Origin of the sequence: Flavobacterium arabinosi, assembly GCF_048158725.1 — a bacterium.
Lineage (GTDB): Bacteria > Bacteroidota > Bacteroidia > Flavobacteriales > Flavobacteriaceae > Flavobacterium > Flavobacterium arabinosi.
Map to the genome: position 1 here is coordinate 911,420 of NZ_JBLNKX010000001.1, position 19,320 is coordinate 930,739.

A 19,320-nucleotide genomic window follows, 5' to 3' on the forward strand; every position below is an offset into this window, starting at 1 on the left:
GTGTAACATTATCTTAAAAAAAACTACCTATGGATAGGTGTATTTTTATTAAGTTTATGAATTAAATTTTTAGAAATTTACTTTAACGCAAAAAAGATTTTATGTTAGTTTATCTTCGATTATTAAAAGAAAGTTTTGGTTTTGCAATGAATGCTTTACGAAACAATAAATTAAGGACTTTGCTTTCTTTACTAGGAGTTACTATTGGAATATTTTCAATAATAGCAGTACTTGCGGCAGTAGATTCTTTAGATAGGAAAATCACTAAAGACTTAAGTAGCCTGGATAAAAATACCATTTATTTAATGAAATTTTCTTTTGGCCCTTCGGATGTGCCACAATGGAAGAGGGAGCAGTTCCCGAATGTAAAGTATGATGAATACACGTACATGAAAGGAGTTATGACTAACACAGACCAAATGGGATATCAAATTTTTACCAAAAGGGAATCTATAAAATATGATTCCAAAACGGTAAGTGACGTTAATATTGTTCCAGTTTCATATGAGTTTATAGATATCCAAGGGTTGGAATTTGATAAAGGGCGATTTTATAACGAGTCTGAGGCTAATTCCGGAGCTACTGTAATAGTTCTAGGAAATGAAATTGCAAAATCATTATTTGAAAATACCGAGCCTATCGGAAAAAATGTGCGTTTGTATGGAAAGCGTTTTACCGTTATCGGCGTTTTGAAAAAACAAGGTGCTGGATTGTTTGGGGATAGCGATGATACGTCTGCTTTTATTCCAGTAAATTTTGTTCGTCAACTATATGGTGATAATAATACTTCATTGACAAACGTAATCATTTTTAAGCCCGAAAGCGGGATTGATATGGAAGCTTATAAAAGTGAAATTTCTCAAAAATTAAGAAGTTATAGAGGTTTAAAAGCAGGAGAAATTGACAACTTCTTTGTTAATGTGTTTTCTGGTTTTACTGATTTTATTGATGGTATTTTAGGTCAAATGAATCTTGTAGGTTGGATTATAAGTGGATTTTCTTTGCTTGTAGGCGGTTTTGGAATTGCTAATATTATGTTTGTTTCGGTAAAAGAACGTACCAATTTAATAGGAATTCAAAAATCATTGGGTGCCAAAAATAAATTTATATTGTTTCAATTTTTATTTGAGGCGATAATACTTTCAGTAATTGGTGGAATAATTGGACTTTTATTAGTTTGGTTAATTTCAGTTGTTTTAACAAAAGCTTTAGATTTTGAATTTGTTTTAGGGATGGGGAATATTGTCTTGGGAACTGGCTTGGCTGCTTTGATTGGATTAATTTCAGGAATCTTGCCAGCCATTGCGGCTTCAAAACTAGATCCAGTTGAGGCGATTAGAACGGGAATGTAATTTTCAAAGAAGAATCTAAAATTTATATAAAAACGGCTTTCAAAATTATTTGAAAGCCGTTTTTTATTGGATTGAATCTTAAAAGATAGAATTTGAAGTACATAAAAAAATCCCGATTGCTCGGGATTTTTATTTATCTGATATTGTTGTTTTGAATCAAATCAATGTACAAGTTAATCTTGTCTTTCAATTCTTTTCTTGGCGTTATAAAGTCTAAGAAACCATGTTCAAGAAGAAACTCAGCAGTTTGAAAACCTTCCGGTAAATCTTTACCTGTAGTGTCTCTTACTACTCTTGGTCCAGCAAATCCAATTAATGCACCTGGTTCAGAAATGTTAATGTCTCCCAGCATCGCATAGGAAGCGGTTGTTCCTCCAGTTGTTGGATCCGTACATAATGAAATATAAGGAAGTTTTGCCTCGGCAAGTTGAGCCAGTTTTACGGATGTTTTAGCTAACTGCATCAAAGAATAAGCTGCTTCCATCATTCTTGCCCCACCAGATTTAGAAATCATTACAAATGGTAATTTGTTTTGAATTGCGTGATCGATTCCTCTTGCGATTTTTTCTCCCACTACAGCTCCCATAGAACCGCCAATGAAGGCAAAGTCCATACAGCAAATTACTAATTCTTTTCCTTTGGATTTTCCAACCCCAGTGCGCACTGCGTCCTTAAGTTTGGTTTTTTCCATAACATCTTTTAACCGATCTGCATATTTTTTTGTGTCAACAAAATGCAAAGGATCTTTAGAGGTCATATTTTTATCTAATTCAACAAATTCATTGTTGTCAAATAAAATTTGGAAATATTCGGCACTTCCAATTCTAACATGAAAACCATCTTCGGGACTTACAAATAAGTTTCGAGCTAGTTCATCGGCATCAATAATTTTTCCAGTTGGAGATTTGTACCAAAGCCCTTTTGGGATATCCATCTTGTCTTCGGTAGCAGTAGTAATCCCTTTTTCTTTTCTTTTAAACCAAGCCATTTTTCTAGTATTCAGTGTTCAGTAATCCGTTCCTGTAGTTTCCGGTTTAGATTTCAAATCCCGATGGTTACATCGGGATTCAAAAGCTTTAAACTTAATTTTATTATAGTGTATTCACGTTGTTTAAGTCAGCAAATGCTTGCTCAAGTCTTGTGTTGAAAGTAACTTCGCTTTCACGTAGCCATTTTCTTGGGTCGTAATATTTTTTGTTTGGAGCATCAGAACCTTCTGGGTTTCCAATTTGAGTTTTCAAATAGTCAATATTTTTAACCATATAATCACGAATACCTTCCGTAAATGCAAATTGCAAGTCAGTATCAATATTCATTTTTATTACACCGTAGCTAATACCTTCTCTGATTTCTTCCAATGTAGAACCTGAACCACCATGGAAAACGAAATCTACTGGATTAGCTCCTGTATTGAATTTGTTTTGTACGAAATCTTGAGAATTTTTTAAGATTTTTGGAGTCAATTTTACATTTCCTGGTTTGTAAACACCGTGAACGTTACCAAAAGCTGCAGCAATTGTAAATTTAGGACTTACTTTTGAAAGTTCTTCATATGCGTAAGCAACTTCTTCTGGTTGAGTATATAATTTTGAGCTATCAACATCAGAGTTGTCAACACCATCTTCTTCACCACCTGTGATTCCAAGTTCGATTTCAAGTGTCATTCCCATTTTGCTCATTCTTTCTAAATAGCCTTTGCAAATTTCGATGTTTTCTTCGATAGGCTCTTCAGATAAATCAATCATGTGAGAAGAGAATAATGGTTTTCCAGTTTTAGCAAAATGTGCTTCTGAAGCATCTAATAAACCATCAATCCAAGGTAATAATTTCTTTGCGCAGTGGTCAGTATGTAAAATTACTGTTGCTCCGTAAGCTTCCGCCAAAGTGTGAATGTGTAATGCTCCTGCGATTCCACCAGCGATAGCTGCTTTTTCACCTGCGTTAGAAAGCCCTTTTCCTGCATTAAATTGTGCTCCTCCATTAGAAAATTGGATGATAACTGGAGCATTTAATTTAGCTGCAGTTTCAAGAACACCATTGATAGTATTTGATCCCGTAACATTTACTGCCGGTAATGCAAATCCTTTTTCTTTAGCATAGTTGAAAATTTCCTGTACTTGATCTCCTGTAGCTACGCCCGGTTTTATGTTGTGTGCCATTGTAATTCTTTTTAGTTGTTTTTTAGTTTTTAGTTTGCAAAAATAAGAATTAATTAGCATTAGAATGGATAATTTATTCCAAAATTTAAAACAGAGTGTCCAAAATTGTATTCTCGAAACCATCGTTTGTTAGTTTCATTGGCCGGATTGTAGGTTTTAAATCCTAAATCAAATCGAATTACAAAAAAGCTTAAATCGTATCGCAGTCCAAATCCAGAGCCTAAGGCTATGTCTTTTAAATCGTTTAGATTCTTAAAGGTAGACTTTTCATCCGTTACATTATCAAGTACATTCCAGATGTTTCCGGCATCGGCAAAAAGAGCTCCTTTTAGACTGCCTAATACTTTAAATCTAAATTCACCGCTAATAGCAATTTTCATATTTGCTTCGTTAAAATCATTTGAAGCGCCGCTGCTTCCAGGACCTAAACTATAAGGTTGCCATGCTCTGTTATCATTGGAACCACCGGAAAAATAACTTCTTGAAAATGGAACGTTATTCGAATTGCCAAAAGGGATTGCTATTCCGAAAAAAGTTCTAACAGCAAATACTTTCTCTTTCGTTAAATCCCAGTGCTTGATATAGTCGAACTCCGTTTTTATATATTCTGAATATTCTAAATTGAATATTTCATAATTGTTATCAGAGTTTTTAGGTAAACTTGCTGTTTTCGAAATTAAGGATAATAGAGTTCCCGCAGATTCAATTTTTGTTCTAAAGAGATAAAAATTATTGTCCAGTAAATCTGTTTTGGTAGTTTTAGAGAAGCTATAACTTGTAGCCAGAATAAAATCATTCTCGGTAAGTCTAACTCTTCGCTCTTCGATGCTTTTTACGTTTTTATAATTTTCATCCGATGGGATTAATGAAGTATTTCCATTCAAAACATCATCAGTGAATCCTAATGTCCCATCTTCGATTATCAAATCTTTATCAATGGGATTATTAAAATAGTCTGGATTTGTATTGTATGTTTTTCCAAGATTATTCAATGCATTGTAAGAAGATCTATACACATTAAAATAATTTTGTGGATTTAGATTTCGTACAAATTGTGCGTTAAAAAGATCAAAACGAGCTGTATTACTTCTTTTTGGGGTCCAATTATAGGATAATGCTCCGGTAAAATTCTCTTTGTCCAAACCAATATTTCTTTGCTTTGCGAAACCTGCAGTAATAAGAGTGGAAGGGATCATGCTTTTTGGAATAATTTTTTCAGTTCCAAAAGGCATGAAAATTCTTGGAAAACTTAGCTTTAAATCCAGTCCATATTCTGAAACATTAAAAAAGGTATTGTTGGGATTTGCTAAATCTTTTGATGAACCTATATTTCCACGAGCCGCAATTTCTAATGTTTCGGCACCATTAAAAACGTTTCTTATGGTTTCTGAAACACTTAATCCAATACCAATATCTTGAATATTAGAATGGGTAACATCTAGTGTGGTTCCAAAACTATATTTTTTTCTTGGGGTTAAATATACTTTTGCAATTAGTGATTGAGCGGTTGAGTCTCTGGGATCAACTTCATATTGTATCGATGGATAGTTGAAAATTTTCAGATTATTTAAATAACGAGTCGTTAGTACTGTTTTATAATCGGCAAATAATGTCCCTTTTGTAATAAAAATAGCATTTGTTATGGCACGAGGTTTGTATTTTATTTTTTTGCGACCGTACAAATTGAAATTATTATAGGAAATACTATCAATTATTTTTTGGTCATTACCATTTGGTAAATAATCAGTATAAATATTCACATCACTTATTTTATACAGCTTGAAAGGCTCTGTTTTAGTGGAGTCTTGTTGTTGATAAGAATAATTATTGATGATCAAATTTACATCTGCTTTATTTGCTTTTTTAATGGTGTCTAAATCAAAAGTGATATAGTTAGGTTGAAAATAATACGCACCATTGTTTCTAAAGTTGGTGGTAATTCTATTTTTTTCATCTTCAAAATCGGCAGTTTTATATTGCTTTCCTGACTTAATTAAAGTTTTAGACTTGTTTATTTCGTACAATGAATCGAGTGCCGGAGTCAAAATGGTTGTGGTTAATGAATCCAATAAATAAGGCTCTTGTGTAGTTATAGCATATTTTATTTCAGCTCTTTTAGTTTTTAAAGTGTCTATTTTGTAGGTGGCTTTAACGTTAAAATAGCCATTATTAAAGTAATAATACTTCAATCGTAAAATTGATTTGTCAGTTTTTGTTTGGTCAATAATTACAGGCGCTTCACCAGTTTTTTTTAGAAAATCATGAATTCCATGGTATAAAAATGATTTTCCGAGTCGGTCAACTTGTTTTGCAGACAACCAATTTGATTGTCTTTTGTATTTTTCGGGATTATTTGTAAACTTAGCTTGGTAAGTGGAGTCTGGATTCAGATTAGCCAAATTATACAAATTCAAACGCAAACGAAAGCCCAATAATAAGGTACTGTTTGGTTTTTGATACAATTGATTAAAAACAATTTCTTCTTTTGTACTCTTGTTATTTACTAAAACTTCGTTTTTAGTAAGCAATAGTTTGCCTTCTGGAACTCTTTTTTCAGCGTTACATGCGCATATTAATATTGCAATTAGAATAAATGCTGTTATTTTTGTAGAAATGTTTTTCAAGTGTTCTAAAATATTTAATTCAAAAGTACATTATTTTATGGTTAGTAAAAACCAAATAAAACTTATAACGAGTTTACAGCAAAAAAAATATAGATTCACTAATAAATTATTTTTTGCCGAAGGCGTAAAAGTAATTCAGGAATTACTACAGTCGAATTTTGAACTGGAATATTTGTATACGACTCAAAATGATTTTGAAGAAGTTTCTAATGTAAAAAAAATGGGTATTGATGATAATGATTTAAAAAAAATAAGTGCACTTTCATCCCCTAATTCTTGTTTGGCAGTTTTTAAAATACCAGTTGAAAAAAAAATGATTGAATCTGGATTGATTCTGGCCCTTGATAGCATTCGCGATCCGGGGAATTTAGGTACGATATTGCGATTGTGTGACTGGTTTGGAATTCAACAATTAGTGTGTTCTAAGGAAACGGTTGATATTTATAATCCAAAAGTAGTTCAAGCTACAATGGGCTCTATCGCAAGAGTAAATGTTAGTTACATAGATTTGAATGCTTTTGTAGCGCATACTAAATTACCTGTTTTTGGGACTTTTATGGATGGAGAGAATATCTACAAAACCAGTTTGCCCCAGGAAGGAATCATCATTATGGGAAATGAAGCCAATGGAATTTCATCTGAAGTTGAAAAACTAGTTCAAAACAGACTTACAATTCCACGTTTCGGAGAAATTCAAAAGACAGAAAGTTTAAATGTGGCTACTGCAACGGCAATTATTCTTAGTGAATTTAGAAGAAATTCTCAATAAAATTTTTAAGAACAATTGATTTTAATGAAACGTAAAATTGATAAAAACAGCTCTGGATTTTATTGACTCTATGTCGCCAGTCCAAGGACTATTAGGGTCTTTGTCTCTAATAAGTTCATCTTTAAGTCCAAAAACACCTCTTATCGAAGGAGAAAATATAAAGTAAGGGGAAAAGAAATCGATACCCAAGCCCATTTCATAATTTGTTGTCCATGGTTTTACTCTAAAACGTTGTGCTGAATTATCGTCTATTGATTTTGAATTGCTAGATAAATTTAAGGTTGTAGACAATCCTCCCACAACGTATGGACGAATATTTCCGGTTCTAAGCGATAGGAATTTTAATAGTAATGGAAAATGAATGTAAGTACTGTTTACTTCTCTCAGTATATCTTTTTTTGTTGTAAACCCAGGGTAATACAAATCTCTTTTAGTATAATATAAACCTGGTTCAAATCGTAAACTGATATATTCATGAAGTTTTAAATCACCAACAATTCCCACATTAAACCCAGTTGTTTTCTTTACTTGAATATCAGGCCCAACGGTTTTATAATCAATTTTAAAATCATAAGAATTGAAACCTAAAAAATATCCAAAATAGAGTCTTTTATTTTGAAAATTTTCCAAGTTAATTATAGGATCCTTGCTAAACATGTTTTTATTAAACTGTGCGAATCCATTGAGATTGAAAGTTAATAAAACTAAAATAATTATTTTTTTCATCTTATTTTTTAGAAGCAGAATAAATGGTGGCCACGCCAAATGTTTGTGGCATTGCTATAACATCTATAAACCCAATTTTTCTCAAAATATTGTTTAATACTTCACCGTAAGGAAAAGCAGCTGAAGATTCAGATAAATAACCATACGCTACATTGTCTTTGGAAAATAATTTTCCTATAAGTGGCAGTATGTTTTTACTGTAAAAAGTATATCCTTGTTTATAAGGGGTTTTTTCCGGTACTGAGGTTTCTAAAATTACAAAAACACCATTTGGTTTCAAAACTCTTAAGATTTCGGCCAAACCTTTTTCGAGAGTTTCAAAATTTCTAACACCAAACGCAACTGTGATAGCGTCAAAATAATTATCATCAAAAGGCATGTTTTCAGAGTCACCTAAAATCATTTCTATAGTATTAGACATATTCTTTGCGGCAATTTTTTTCTTGCCTACTTCAAGCATACCTGTAGAAATATCTAGTCCGATGATTTTTTCAGCGTTAGTTTGTGCCATCAAAATAGCTAAGTCACCAGTTCCTGTTGCAATATCCAGAATTATTTTTGGATTGGACTTAGCAACAATTTTTAAAACTTTTTTGCGCCATTTGATATCAATACCAAAAGAAATGACACGATTAAGATTGTCATAATTTCCAGATATGGTGTCAAACATTTTTGCAACTTGTTCTTTTTTGCCTAAGGTTGAGTTTTTATAAGGTGTTATGTTTTTCGACATTTTTTTTAATTTCCCACAAATATAATACAAACTGCACAAACTAAAAATCAGTTTCAGGATTAGCGGTAAACTTTATTTTACGTAGAAAAAGAGTATTAGTTTTATTCTTTGGGAGTAATTATAAATTGATTACACTGAATCGCAAATATCACTAAAAGTGGGTATTGCAACAAATCTTTTTATTGTTCAATTTTACATTATAATATTTAAAATATTTATCAATGATTAATAGGGATTCAATGACCCAAATCAAATGGTTGTTTCTTGCGTTAACAATGTCATTTGTTCTTGTGAGCAGTTTTGAAACTACTATTTTACAAAATGGTATTGTATTTAAAGCGCAACATACGTTCTTAGGATTAAATTTGTTTTTGGAAATTTTGATTTTCTTTGTCTTTAGTACCTTCGTGGTATTTGGTATTAAAGGCTTTTTTGAAATGTACTCTCAAAAATTATCAAATGTTATTATCTCCATATCTGGAGCGTTACTAGTATTAGTGATTTTTATTTTGAGTTATCAAATACTGTTTCAAGTATAGGTCAGTTTCCCTTGTCATTGTTAAATAAAAAACATCCCAAAATGGGATGTTTTTTTTATTTTCTGGAAAAAGTTTGATACGTATAGTCGTAAAGGTGTTTTTCGTCTTTTTCATTAAATTCAGATACTGTAATTTCCCATTCTTCAAGATCGATTTCAGGAAAAAAAGCATCTGCTTCAAAACTATTATGAACTCTTGTGATTTCAATCTTGTCAGTAAAAGGTAGTCCCAGATTGTAAATTTCTCCTCCTCCAATAATATAAGAGGTTTTGTTTTCTGGGCAAATTGCCAAGGCCTTTTCCATACTATCTACTACAATACAGCCTTCGGGGTGGTATTCTTTCTGTCTAGATATCACAATGTGAGTTCGATTAGGCAATGGTTTTGGGAAGCTTTCAAAAGTTTTTCTGCCCATTATAATATGATGTCCGGAAGTAAGTGTTTTAAACCTTTTGAAATCATTAGGAAGATGCCAAACCAATTTATTGTTTTCTCCAAGTGCATTATTTTCGGCAACAGCCGCAATCATTATTATCATAGTTCTCTTAATTTTTAGATAGAGGATTCTTCGTTGATTTTTGTTTCTAATTGATCAATTTTTTTTTGCTGAAGTGTAACCAGTCGGTCTATTTGTTCTCTTTCCCAATCTTTATTCATGAAACGATCGGTAATATATACTTTTATAAAGTGCAAAATGAAAATAAAAAGCCATATTGTAATTCCCCAAATATACCTATCCGAATCTACGTCAATTCCAAAAAACTTATTGGATATAAATAAAAAGAAACTTCCTAAAAGAAGCAAAACAAAATGGAAATAGAGTCTTTTTTTTTGCTTAATTCTTCTTCTAGCATACTCATATTGTTCATGTTGATATTTTTCCATAGGTTAAATTTTGTTTATAAAGGTAAATTTTATTTTGTAAAGGCACTATTTTGATTGGTGATTATTTAGTAAGAAAACGTTTTCTTATTTAGGATATAAAATTTTAGATTAAGATAATTAGGAATTTATTTAAAAATTAACATAGTTTGTGTTATTCTGCTAAAACTTCATGTCCTTTGTTGAAAGTTCACTTGAATTTATTTTCTTTGTCTCATAATTCTAAAAATGAAATAGTTATGTCAATAAAGAAACAATTTGTAAAAACAAAACCAGTTTGTAAAGTTACATTTTCAGTAGAAGCAAAGCAAGCTACATCAGCATCAGTGGTTGGTGATTTTAATAATTGGAATTTAACCGAAGGCGCTTTAAGTAAATTGAAAAATGGAACTTTCAAAGCAACTTACGACTTAAACAAAGACGCGTCTTATCAGTTTAAATACGTAATAGATGGAGAGTTCGTTAATGAGCCAGAAGCAGATTCATTTGTATGGAATGATTTTGCCGGTGCTGAGAATAGTGTTTTATCGATCTAATCAATATATAAAAATCCGCTGTGAAGCGGATTTTTTTATTTTATCGGGTATTAGTTGTTGTTGTTTTAGACTGCAACACTTCCTTTTATAAGGGCGTGTGGTTCATAACCTTCAAGGGTGAAATCTTCAAAATCAAAATCAAAAATATTTTTAATCTCAGGATTCAAAATCATTTTTGGTAATGGTTTTGGTTCGCGTGACAATTGTAATTCCAGTTGGTCAAAATGATTGTTGTAAATATGTGCGTCACCAAAAGTGTGAATAAATTCGCCTGGTTCTAATTCGCAAACTTGTGCAATCATCATAGTTAACAATGCATAGGAAGCAATGTTAAATGGGACACCTAAGAAAATATCGGCACTTCGTTGGTATAATTGACAGGATAATTTTCCGTTGGAAACATAGAACTGAAAAAATGCATGGCATGGCGGTAGCGCTGCTTTGTTATTGGCTACATTTTCCTCAAAAGACTTTTTTGTATCTGGAAGTACAGAGGGATTCCAAGCTGAAACAAGCATTCTACGGCTGTTTGGGTTGGTTTTTAGTTCCGTGATAAGTTCACTGATTTGATCTATTTCTTCGCTATTCCAGTTACGCCATTGATGGCCATAGACAGGACCCAAATCTCCGTTGGTATCTGCCCAGGCATCCCAAATTTTCACTCCATTTTCTTGAAGGTACTTGATATTTGTGTCACCTTTCAGGAACCAAAGCAATTCGTAAATAATAGATTTTAGATGTAATTTTTTAGTGGTGACCATTGGGAAACCTTCACTTAAATTAAAACGCATTTGATAACCAAACACACTTTTTGTTCCTGTTCCTGTTCGATCTCCTTTTTGACAACCGTTTTCCATTACGTGTTGCACTAAATCTAAATATTGCTTCATTTTATTTGGGGTTAATCGGATAATCAGTTACAGTTTAATCAGGAAATAGATGTCAATTAAGCGATTAAACAAATCAATGATTAAATGTATTACGCTTCTCTCTTTGAAATTTCGTCTCTAATCTTAGCCGCTTTTTCGTAATCTTCATGTTCGACAGCTTGATCTAGTAACTCGTTTAATTCCTTTAAACTGTGTTTAGAATAAGTATGTCCTGATTGATTCGTTTCTTCTTCATGACCAAAGGTGTCCGGATTAGACAGTACATCATCTATTTCCTGTGAATCTTTATTGGCTTCCAAAGGATTTGCTTTCAAATAAATTCCAGCTTTATCCAGGATGTTTTTATAAGTATAAATTGGGGCGTTGAAACGCAATGCTAAAGCAATAGCATCGGATGTTCTGGCGTCTATTATTTCTTCAATTTTATCTCTTTCACAAATGATGCTGGAATAAAAAACACCATCTACCAGTTTGTGAATAATGACTTGTTTTACTATAATATCAAAACGCTCAGCAAAATTTTTGAATAAATCATGTGTCAAAGGACGAGGTGGTTTGATTTCCTTCTCTAAAGCAATTGCAATAGATTGGGCTTCAAAAGCACCTATGACGATAGGTAATTTTCGTTCACCGTCAACTTCATTCAAAATCAAAGCATACGCTCCGTTTTGGGTTTGACTGTATGAAATCCCTTTAATTGATAATTTAACTAAGCTCATAGTTGTTAAAATGGGAAAGTACGATGTACTTATTTTTTTAAATAAAAATTAGGTGCGATTTTTTTAATCAAAAAAATTGCTGCCCAAAAGCAAAGATACAAATATCTTATTTTTTAGGCAGCAATTTGAAGAGATTTATTGAATTATGACTGTTGTGCTTTAAAAGCTTTAAATTTTTCAATTAATTTAGGAACAATTTCAAAAGCATCTCCTACAATTCCGTAATCGGCTACTTTGAAGAATGGAGCTTCGGGGTCGCTATTGATTACTACTTTTACTTTAGAAGAATTGATTCCTGCAATGTGTTGAATTGCTCCTGAAATTCCGATTGCAATATACAAGTTTGTGGCAACGGGTTTTCCTGTTTGTCCTACGTGTTCCCCATGAGGTCTCCAACCTAAATCTGAAACTGGTTTTGAACAAGCAGTTGCAGCACCAAGTACCGAAGCTAATTCTTCAATCATTCCCCAGTTTTCGGGTCCTTTTAATCCACGTCCACCGGAAACAACTATGTCAGCATCGGCTATGGAAACTTTGCCAGATCCTTTTTCTACGGATTCTACTTTTACACCAAAATCATTGTCTCCAATTGTTGGATTGAAATCTTCTTCGGTAGAGACGCGATTAATCGCGTCTGTACTAATGAATACGCCATACGAGTTTTTCGCAAGGCCAAGCACTTTTACATCAGTAGCAATTTCGGTAATATTGAAAGCTTTGTTTGAAAAAGCATTTCTTTTTACTTGAAAAGGAGCTGTGCTTACGGGTAATCCTACCACATTTGACGCAAATCCAGCTTCCAGCGCTACTGCCACAAGTGATGAAAGGTAAATACTATCTGTTGTGGATGAAAGTAAAATCAATTTAGCACTTTCTTTTTGAGCCGCTTGTTTGATTACATCAGCATATGCTTTTGCAGTAAATCCTGATAATTTATCGTTGTTTACTTTTAAAACTTTGTCTACTCCATATTTTGATAATTCCGAAACATCTCCAGCATTTACGGTTACGGCTGTAACTGTAGTTCCTAGTGATTCGGCTACTTTTTTTGCATAAGAAGCTAATTCAAAAGCTACTTTCTTAAATTTTCCTTCTGCGTATTCTGCATATATTAATATTGACATAATTTTTTTGTTTAAGTTTCAGGTTTAAAGTCTTGGAACTGAAAACTACTACTGAACACTGATTACTAGATTACTTTCGCTTCGTTGTGTAATAAATTGATTAATTCATCTAAATTGTCAGGAGAAATTAATTTCACTGCAGATTTAGGTGCTGGTTTTTCAAATTTCACCGCTTTAGTGTTTACTGAAGCTTCAACTGGTTCAAGGATAGTCAGTACTTTGGTTCTTGCCGTCATAATTCCTCTCATGTTAGGAATACGCAAGTCTTTTTCTTCAACCAATCCTTTTTGTCCGCCAATGATTAAAGGTAAAGTAGTGCTTACTGTTTCTTTACCACCGTCAATCTCACGAACTGCTTTTACATTAGTCCCTTCAACAGTAAGGCTTGTGCAAGAATTTAGGAAGTTATACCCTAGGATTCCGGCAATCATTCCAGGAACCATTCCGCCATTATAATCAAGGGATTCTTTTCCGGCTATGATAACGTCGTATGCTCCATTTTTGATTACTTCGGCAAGTTGTTTGGCAACAAAAAAACCGTCTGTAGGAGTTGCGTTTACACGAATGGCTTCGTTTGCGCCTATTGCTAATGCTTTTCTTAAAGTAGGTTCGGTTTCTGGTCCTCCAACATTAACAACTGTAACGGTTGCGCCTTGTTGTTCTTGAAACCAAATGGCACGCGTCAATCCAAATTCATCATTTGGATTGATTACGTATTGTACGCCGTTAGTGTCAAATTCAGAATCACCATTGACGAAGTTAATCTTTGAAGTAGTATCAGGAACGTGACTGATGCAAACTAATATTTTCATAAGTATTGATTTTATTATTCGAAATTTGTTTCACAAAATTAGAATAATAATTTGAATAATTTACTATGCACGCATAATATTTTTTAATACTATTACGTTTTCGTTATTTCGTAATAAATAAGGAACCTTTTTTTAATAAGCGATTGATTGTTTATTAATTTGAACGAAATAATGAAAAAAATCCAACAAAAAGAAATCAAATTGTTGCTTTCGGCTTGTCGTTTAATGTCCAAATTTAGATAAGAAGTTGCCTGAAATGTTCAAATTCTTGATACTATATCGATTTCGTAGCCCGGATAGCAGCGGTATCCTTCCTGTGGTTCCTTTAACCACAGGAAGATATAGCGTATAGCCGGAAATAGCTCCTTATTATTTTAAAGTGATTTATGCTTTTAAGTGGTTTAAAATATTTATTTTTGCTTTTCGAAAATTACACATATACAACATACAACTATGAGAACTATACAATTTAGAGAGGCCATTTGTGAAGCGATGAGCGAAGAAATGCGTCGCGATGAGTCCATATACTTAATGGGTGAAGAAGTTGCAGAATATAATGGTGCCTACAAAGCATCTAAAGGAATGCTTGCTGAATTTGGTGAAAAAAGAGTGATAGACACTCCGATTGCGGAACTTGGTTTTACTGGTATTGCAGTAGGTTCAGCAATGAATGGCTGTAGACCAATTGTTGAATATATGACTTTCAATTTCTGTTTAGTGGGGATTGACCAAATAATAAATAACGCTGCCAAAATGCGTCAGATGACTGGTGGACAATTCAATGTGCCTATCGTTTTTCGTGGACCAACTGCTTCGGCAGGACAGTTAGGAGCGACACACTCACAAGCACTTGAAAACTGGTTTGCTAACACTCCAGGTCTTAAGGTAGTAGTTCCATCTAATGTTTACGATGCTAAAGGATTATTGAAATCAGCTATTCGTGATAATGATCCTGTGATTTTCATGGAATCAGAACAAATGTATGGTGATAAAGGGGAAGTTCCAGATGGTGAATATACAATTCCAATTGGTGTTGCCGATATCAAACGTGAAGGAACGGATGTAACTATCGTGTCTTTTGGAAAAATCATCAAAGAAGCGTATATCGCTGCAGATGAGTTAGCCAAAGAAGGAATCTCCTGTGAAATTATCGATTTAAGAACGGTTCGTCCTTTGGATTTTGAAACGATTTTGACTTCGGTTAAAAAAACAAACAGATTGGTAATTCTTGAGGAAGCTTGGCCTTTTGCAAGTGTTTCTTCTGAGATTACTTATTTGGTTCAAGAACGTGCTTTCGATTTTCTTGATGCGCCTATTCAACGTATCACTACTGCTGATACTCCAGCACCATATTCTCCGGTATTGCTTAAAGAGTGGTTGCCAAATGCAGGCGATGTTGTAAAAGCAGTTAAAAAAGTATTGTATAAAAAATAGATTTCTTTAAGAATTTGATTTTTAAATAAAATTTAACAGTCAACAGTGAATTTTAGAATAATCTAGATTTCTAAATACCTATATTTGAAACTTCATCAATTGTTTATTTGATGAAGTTTTTTTTTTGAATGATTATGAAAAAGCGTTTCTTATTTATCTTATTTTTTTTGTTTGTTTCAGCAAATGTTCTTTTTGCACAAACAAAAGTTAGCGGAATTGTTGTAGACAAAACAAATCAGCCCATTCCTTTTGCCAATGTTGTTTTTAAAGATTCGAATGAAGGCGTAGTTTCGAATGAAGATGGGCGTTTTTACATCGAATCTGCCAAAACGTATACTGTCATCGTAATATCATCGGTAGGGTTTTCTGAGAAGGAAATTACTTTAAATAAGCTGGTGAATTATAATTTTAAAATTCAATTAAACGAAGCCGAGAGCCTCAAGGAAGTAGTGATTTTTACTGGTAAAACTTCTAAAAAGAACAATCCGGCACTTGATATTCTTAGGGAAATTTGGGAGCACAAGCGTAAAAACGGCTTGAATTTATTTGCGCAATACCAAATGGAAAAGTATGAAAAGGTAGAGTTTGATATGAATACCATTGATAGTGCTTTTATGAAAAATAAGCTTTTCAAAGGCATGGAATTTATTTTTAATCAAGTAGATACTTCCAAGATTACAGGGAAAACCTATTTGCCTATTTTTATAAATGAATCTTTGTATGATGTGTATGGGGACAATAAATTGAAGAAGGTAAAAGAGAAAATGAAAGCCAGTAAAACCTCTGGTTTTGAAGGGAATCAACAAATTTTGACTTTTGTGAAAGATTTGTATTCTGATTATAATATCTATGAAAATCATCTTACGTTTTTTGATAAAAGTTTTACCAGTCCGCTATCTACAACTGGGGTTGATGTTTATAATTATGTGTTAAGAGACAGTGCGGTTGTTGATAAAAAATGGTGTTACAATATTATTTTTTATCCAAGACGTAAAAACGAATTGACTTTCAAAGGTGATTTTTGGGTAAATGATTCCACATTTGCTATCAAAAAAATCAACATGGCCGTTACTAAAAGTGCCAACATCAACTGGATAAAAGATATTTATTTAGAGCAGGAATTCGAAGTAATGAATGATTCTATTTTTCTTTTGACTCGTGATTATATGATGTCGGACTTTGCTTTAAACAAAAAAGAAAAATCAAAAGGACTTTATGGAAAGCGAACCTCTTTCTACAGAAACCACGAATTCAATAAAGAAAAATCGGTTTCGTTTTATAAAGAAGAGGTTAATTATGTTGATAAATCGGTTTACGAGAAATCAGATGATTTCTGGCATGAAAACCGTTTCGAAAATTTGAGTAAAGATGAGTTAGGCGTTTATAAAATGCTTGACACCTTGAAGACCGTTAGAAAATTCAAACAAATATCAAGTTCAGTAATGGTTCTGGCCAGTGGTTATGTGCAATTTGGTCATATCGATTATGGTCCTGTTTTTTCGACATTTGGATACAATGAAGTAGAAGGTGTTCGTTTGCGCAGTGGCGCAAGAACTTACTTTGGTACTGCTGATACCTGGCGATTACAAGGCTATACCGCCTATGGCTTTAAGGACGATAAATTCAAATACGGGTTTTCTGGAAAATGGATGGTAGATAAGAAAAACCGACTTATTTTATCTGGAGGAAACAGACGGGATATAGAGCAAATAGGTTCGAGTTTGACCTCATCAACGGATGTCTTGGGTCGAAGTAACGCTTCATCAACAATTTTTTCTTCGGGGAATAATGGTAAACTGACAAACATTAATTTAAGTACAGTTGCCTTAGAAATAGAACCTGTTAAAAACCTAACCTTTCAAACCGGGTTTTCGTATCGAACTTTAGAATCTGCTTCGCCTACATTTAGTTTAGATTATTATACAGACGCAGCTCAGACAATTACTAAAAGCGATGTTAAACAATCGGAATTTAATCTTCGGGTAAGTTATACACCTAAGAGAAAGACCATTGGTTTTGCAGTAGAAAGAGATGTCGTAAGCAGTCCTTTTACTGAGATTTTTGTCAACTACAGCCACGGATTTAAAGGCTTATTGAATAGTGATTTTAAATACGAAAAGATTCAATTGTATTACAAACAACCTATAATAATAGGCCCTTTAGGACGGTCAGATATTATTCTTGAAGTTGGTAAAACCTTTGGCACAATTCCTTTAGGATTGATGAGTGTTATCCCAGGGAATCAAACTTTTTTCACCAACGAAAACGCCTTTAGCAACCTCAATTATTATGAGTTTATATCGGATCAATACACAACGTTACAATGGAATCATAATTTTCAAGGGAGATTTTTTTCTAGAATCCCTTTTATGAGAAAGCTTAATTGGAGAGAAATTATTGGGGTAAAAGGAGTGTATGGAACGATATCAGATGCTAATAGAGCGATTAATGCTTCCGGATTAACGTATAATGCGCCTGACAATGTATATTGGGAATACCATGCGGGTATTGGGAATATTTTCAAAGTATTCCGTATTGACTTCGCTTGGAGAGGCAGTTATTTAAACACACCAGATACCAATCGTTTCTCTGTAAAAGGATCATTTGGATTCTTTTTCTAATGGAAACTTGTTTCAGATTCGATTATACTATTTTTTATTTGAAGCTATTTCCAGCTGTACACTATATCTTTTTATAAGGCGAAAAAAAATCGCCTTATAAAAAGGATGCCGTTTCCTCCCGAAAGTTCGGGATGGGCTAAAAAAAATTAAACGATGCAACAAGCCATTGAATATCTTTTAGAAAAAGACCCTATTTTCAAAGGAATCATTGACCAATATGGGGTGCCAACGATTCCCATAAGACCCCAAGGATTTGAAACTTTGGTGTTGTTAATTTTAGAACAACAAGTATCCATAGATTCAGCCAAAGCGACTTTTTTAAAGATAAAGGCCAAAGAAAAAGAATTTGAACCTGCAGTGCTTCTTAATTTATCGGATGAAGAATTTAGAAATCTTGGCGTAAGCCGTCAAAAAACGTCTTATATCAAAGCGTTGTCAACGGCAATACTGAATAAAGATATTGATTTGGAAAGTTTGCCAGCCAAAACAGCGGAGCAAGTTCGAGAAGAACTTATCAAGATTAAAGGAATAGGAAACTGGACCATTGATATCTATTTAATGTTTTGTCTTCAAGCACCAGATTTGTTGCCATTGGGTGATATTGCAGTAGTAAATACGATAAAAGAATTGCTGGATATTCACAATAAAGAAGATATGGAAGTGCATACTATAAAATGGAGCCCGTATCGTTCCGTGGCTACCTATCTTTTGTGGCATCATTATTTGAAGAAAAGAAATCGTACGGTGATTTACTAAAGTGCTGTTTGTTACAATTTAATCCACAGATAACCTAAATTTTTCATTGTTGAAAGGGATTCTTTACTTATTTTTGCACCCATAAATATAGAAAAGAAAAACTAAAATGACTGCAGACAAAATAAACACTTTCGATGTCTTAATCGAAATTCCAAGAGGAAGTAGAAATAAGTATGAGTACGATTTCGAAATCAAAAGAATGCGTTTTGATAGAATGTTATTCTCGTCCATGATGTATCCAGCTGATTACGGATTTATTCCTGAAACTTTAGCTTTAGATGGAGATCCATTGGATGTTTTGGTATTGATAAATGAACCAACTTTTCCCGGATGTGTTATAGAAGTGAAACCAATTGGGGTTTTCCACATGGCAGATGATAAAGGACCGGATGAGAAAATTATTTGTGTACCGGTTTCTGATCCAATTTGGAATTCATTAAACGATTTATCAGATATCAATCCACACTTATTAAAAGAAATTGAGCATTTCTTCCAAGTTTACAAGGATCTTGAAAACAAACAAGTAGATGTAGAAGGTTGGGGAGATTTGAGCGAAGCAAAAGCGATTATCAAAGAATGTACGGATCGTTTTGATGCAATCGAAAACAAACCAGAAGGATTATTTAGTATTAAATAATTTTTAC

19 protein-coding genes are annotated in these 19,320 nt (G+C 33.2%); 8 read left to right on the forward strand and 11 right to left on the reverse strand.

Translation table 11 applies throughout. The features are described 5' to 3' along the window. Positions 1–101 precede the first annotated feature (101 nt). Positions 102–1,352 (forward strand): ABC transporter permease, encoded by a 1,251-nt coding sequence (locus tag ACM55K_RS03740; RefSeq protein WP_416848893.1) that lies wholly within the window; start codon positions 102–104, stop codon positions 1,350–1,352. A 133-nt stretch (positions 1,353–1,485) separates the two neighbouring features. Here the strand turns inward: ACM55K_RS03740 and accD are convergent, their stop codons facing one another. The 3 genes from accD to tamL form a co-directional block, all read right to left on the reverse strand. Then, on the reverse strand, positions 1,486–2,340 hold the full coding sequence (accD, locus tag ACM55K_RS03745; protein WP_416848894.1) for an acetyl-CoA carboxylase, carboxyltransferase subunit beta: 855 nt from the start codon (positions 2,338–2,340) through the stop codon (positions 1,486–1,488). 103 nt (positions 2,341–2,443) lie between these two features. Beyond that, positions 2,444–3,511, reverse strand: a complete 1,068-nt coding sequence (gene fbaA / locus ACM55K_RS03750) for a class II fructose-bisphosphate aldolase (protein WP_416848895.1) — start codon at positions 3,509–3,511, stop codon at positions 2,444–2,446. A 59-nt stretch (positions 3,512–3,570) separates the two neighbouring features. Further along, positions 3,571–6,135 (reverse strand): translocation and assembly module lipoprotein TamL, encoded by a 2,565-nt coding sequence (gene tamL, locus ACM55K_RS03755; RefSeq protein ID WP_416848896.1) that lies wholly within the window; start codon positions 6,133–6,135, stop codon positions 3,571–3,573. 37 nt (positions 6,136–6,172) lie between these two features. On the opposite strand from tamL, the gene ACM55K_RS03760 reads away from it, so the two are divergent. After that, on the forward strand, positions 6,173–6,904 hold the full coding sequence (locus ACM55K_RS03760) for an RNA methyltransferase (protein WP_416848897.1): 732 nt from the start codon (positions 6,173–6,175) through the stop codon (positions 6,902–6,904). Positions 6,905–6,925: 21 nt separating this feature from the next. Here the strand turns inward: ACM55K_RS03760 and porT are convergent, their stop codons facing one another. Both porT and ubiE read right to left on the reverse strand, forming a co-directional pair. Continuing rightward, a complete protein-coding gene (gene porT, locus ACM55K_RS03765) occupies positions 6,926–7,630 on the reverse strand; it encodes a type IX secretion/gliding motility protein PorT/SprT (RefSeq protein ID WP_416848898.1) in 705 nt (234 codons plus the stop codon). 1 nt (position 7,631) lies between these two features. Continuing rightward, positions 7,632–8,363: a bifunctional demethylmenaquinone methyltransferase/2-methoxy-6-polyprenyl-1,4-benzoquinol methylase UbiE gene (gene ubiE, locus ACM55K_RS03770; RefSeq protein WP_416848899.1), complete on the reverse strand. Its 732-nt coding sequence runs from the start codon at positions 8,361–8,363 to the stop codon at positions 7,632–7,634. Positions 8,364–8,584: 221 nt separating this feature from the next. Between ubiE and ACM55K_RS03775 the strand changes: the two genes are divergently transcribed. Next, positions 8,585–8,902 carry a hypothetical protein gene (locus ACM55K_RS03775; protein ID WP_416848900.1) on the forward strand — a complete coding sequence of 106 codons (318 nt, stop codon included), beginning with the start codon at positions 8,585–8,587 and terminating at the stop codon, positions 8,900–8,902. A 55-nt stretch (positions 8,903–8,957) separates the two neighbouring features. On the opposite strand, the gene ACM55K_RS03780 is transcribed toward ACM55K_RS03775, so the two are convergent. Together ACM55K_RS03780 and ACM55K_RS03785 are read right to left on the reverse strand one after the other, a co-directional pair. Next, positions 8,958–9,440: a dihydrofolate reductase gene (locus tag ACM55K_RS03780; RefSeq protein WP_416848901.1), complete on the reverse strand. Its 483-nt coding sequence runs from the start codon at positions 9,438–9,440 to the stop codon at positions 8,958–8,960. 14 nt (positions 9,441–9,454) lie between these two features. Next, the gene (locus ACM55K_RS03785) at positions 9,455–9,787 is read right to left on the reverse strand and encodes a 2TM domain-containing protein (protein WP_416848902.1); all 333 of its coding nucleotides are present in this window, start codon (positions 9,785–9,787) and stop codon (positions 9,455–9,457) included. A 236-nt stretch (positions 9,788–10,023) separates the two neighbouring features. Here ACM55K_RS03785 and ACM55K_RS03790 point away from each other — a divergent pair, with 236 nt between their 5' ends. Further along, entirely contained in the window at positions 10,024–10,320 is a 297-nt protein-coding gene (locus ACM55K_RS03790) for an isoamylase early set domain-containing protein (RefSeq protein WP_416848903.1), read from the forward strand. A 65-nt stretch (positions 10,321–10,385) separates the two neighbouring features. Here ACM55K_RS03790 and ACM55K_RS03795 read toward each other — a convergent pair whose 3' ends face one another. The 4 genes from ACM55K_RS03795 to ACM55K_RS03810 form a co-directional block, all read right to left on the reverse strand. Next, on the reverse strand, positions 10,386–11,210 hold the full coding sequence (locus ACM55K_RS03795) for a thymidylate synthase (protein WP_416848904.1): 825 nt from the start codon (positions 11,208–11,210) through the stop codon (positions 10,386–10,388). A gap of 89 nt (positions 11,211–11,299) precedes the next feature. Further along, positions 11,300–11,929, reverse strand: a complete 630-nt coding sequence (locus ACM55K_RS03800; protein WP_416848905.1) for a bifunctional nuclease domain-containing protein — start codon at positions 11,927–11,929, stop codon at positions 11,300–11,302. Between the two features lie 143 nt (positions 11,930–12,072). Next, the gene (locus tag ACM55K_RS03805) at positions 12,073–13,053 is read right to left on the reverse strand and encodes an electron transfer flavoprotein subunit alpha/FixB family protein (protein ID WP_416848906.1); all 981 of its coding nucleotides are present in this window, start codon (positions 13,051–13,053) and stop codon (positions 12,073–12,075) included. A 65-nt stretch (positions 13,054–13,118) separates the two neighbouring features. Continuing rightward, entirely contained in the window at positions 13,119–13,865 is a 747-nt protein-coding gene (locus ACM55K_RS03810; RefSeq protein WP_416848907.1) for an electron transfer flavoprotein subunit beta/FixA family protein, read from the reverse strand. A 453-nt stretch (positions 13,866–14,318) separates the two neighbouring features. On the opposite strand from ACM55K_RS03810, the gene ACM55K_RS03815 reads away from it, so the two are divergent. The 4 genes from ACM55K_RS03815 to ACM55K_RS03830 all read left to right on the forward strand — a co-directional run bounded on the left by ACM55K_RS03815 (position 14,319) and on the right by ACM55K_RS03830 (position 19,313). After that, positions 14,319–15,299, forward strand: a complete 981-nt coding sequence (locus ACM55K_RS03815) for a pyruvate dehydrogenase complex E1 component subunit beta (protein ID WP_039110800.1) — start codon at positions 14,319–14,321, stop codon at positions 15,297–15,299. A 134-nt stretch (positions 15,300–15,433) separates the two neighbouring features. Then, positions 15,434–17,920: a DUF5686 and carboxypeptidase-like regulatory domain-containing protein gene (locus ACM55K_RS03820; protein WP_416848908.1), complete on the forward strand. Its 2,487-nt coding sequence runs from the start codon at positions 15,434–15,436 to the stop codon at positions 17,918–17,920. 153 nt (positions 17,921–18,073) lie between these two features. Next, complete coding sequence (locus ACM55K_RS03825; RefSeq protein ID WP_416848909.1) at positions 18,074–18,676, forward strand: DNA-3-methyladenine glycosylase family protein; 603 nt, start codon at positions 18,074–18,076, stop codon at positions 18,674–18,676. 106 nt (positions 18,677–18,782) lie between these two features. Beyond that, on the forward strand, positions 18,783–19,313 hold the full coding sequence (locus tag ACM55K_RS03830) for an inorganic diphosphatase (RefSeq protein ID WP_161644349.1): 531 nt from the start codon (positions 18,783–18,785) through the stop codon (positions 19,311–19,313). Positions 19,314–19,320 lie beyond the last annotated feature (7 nt).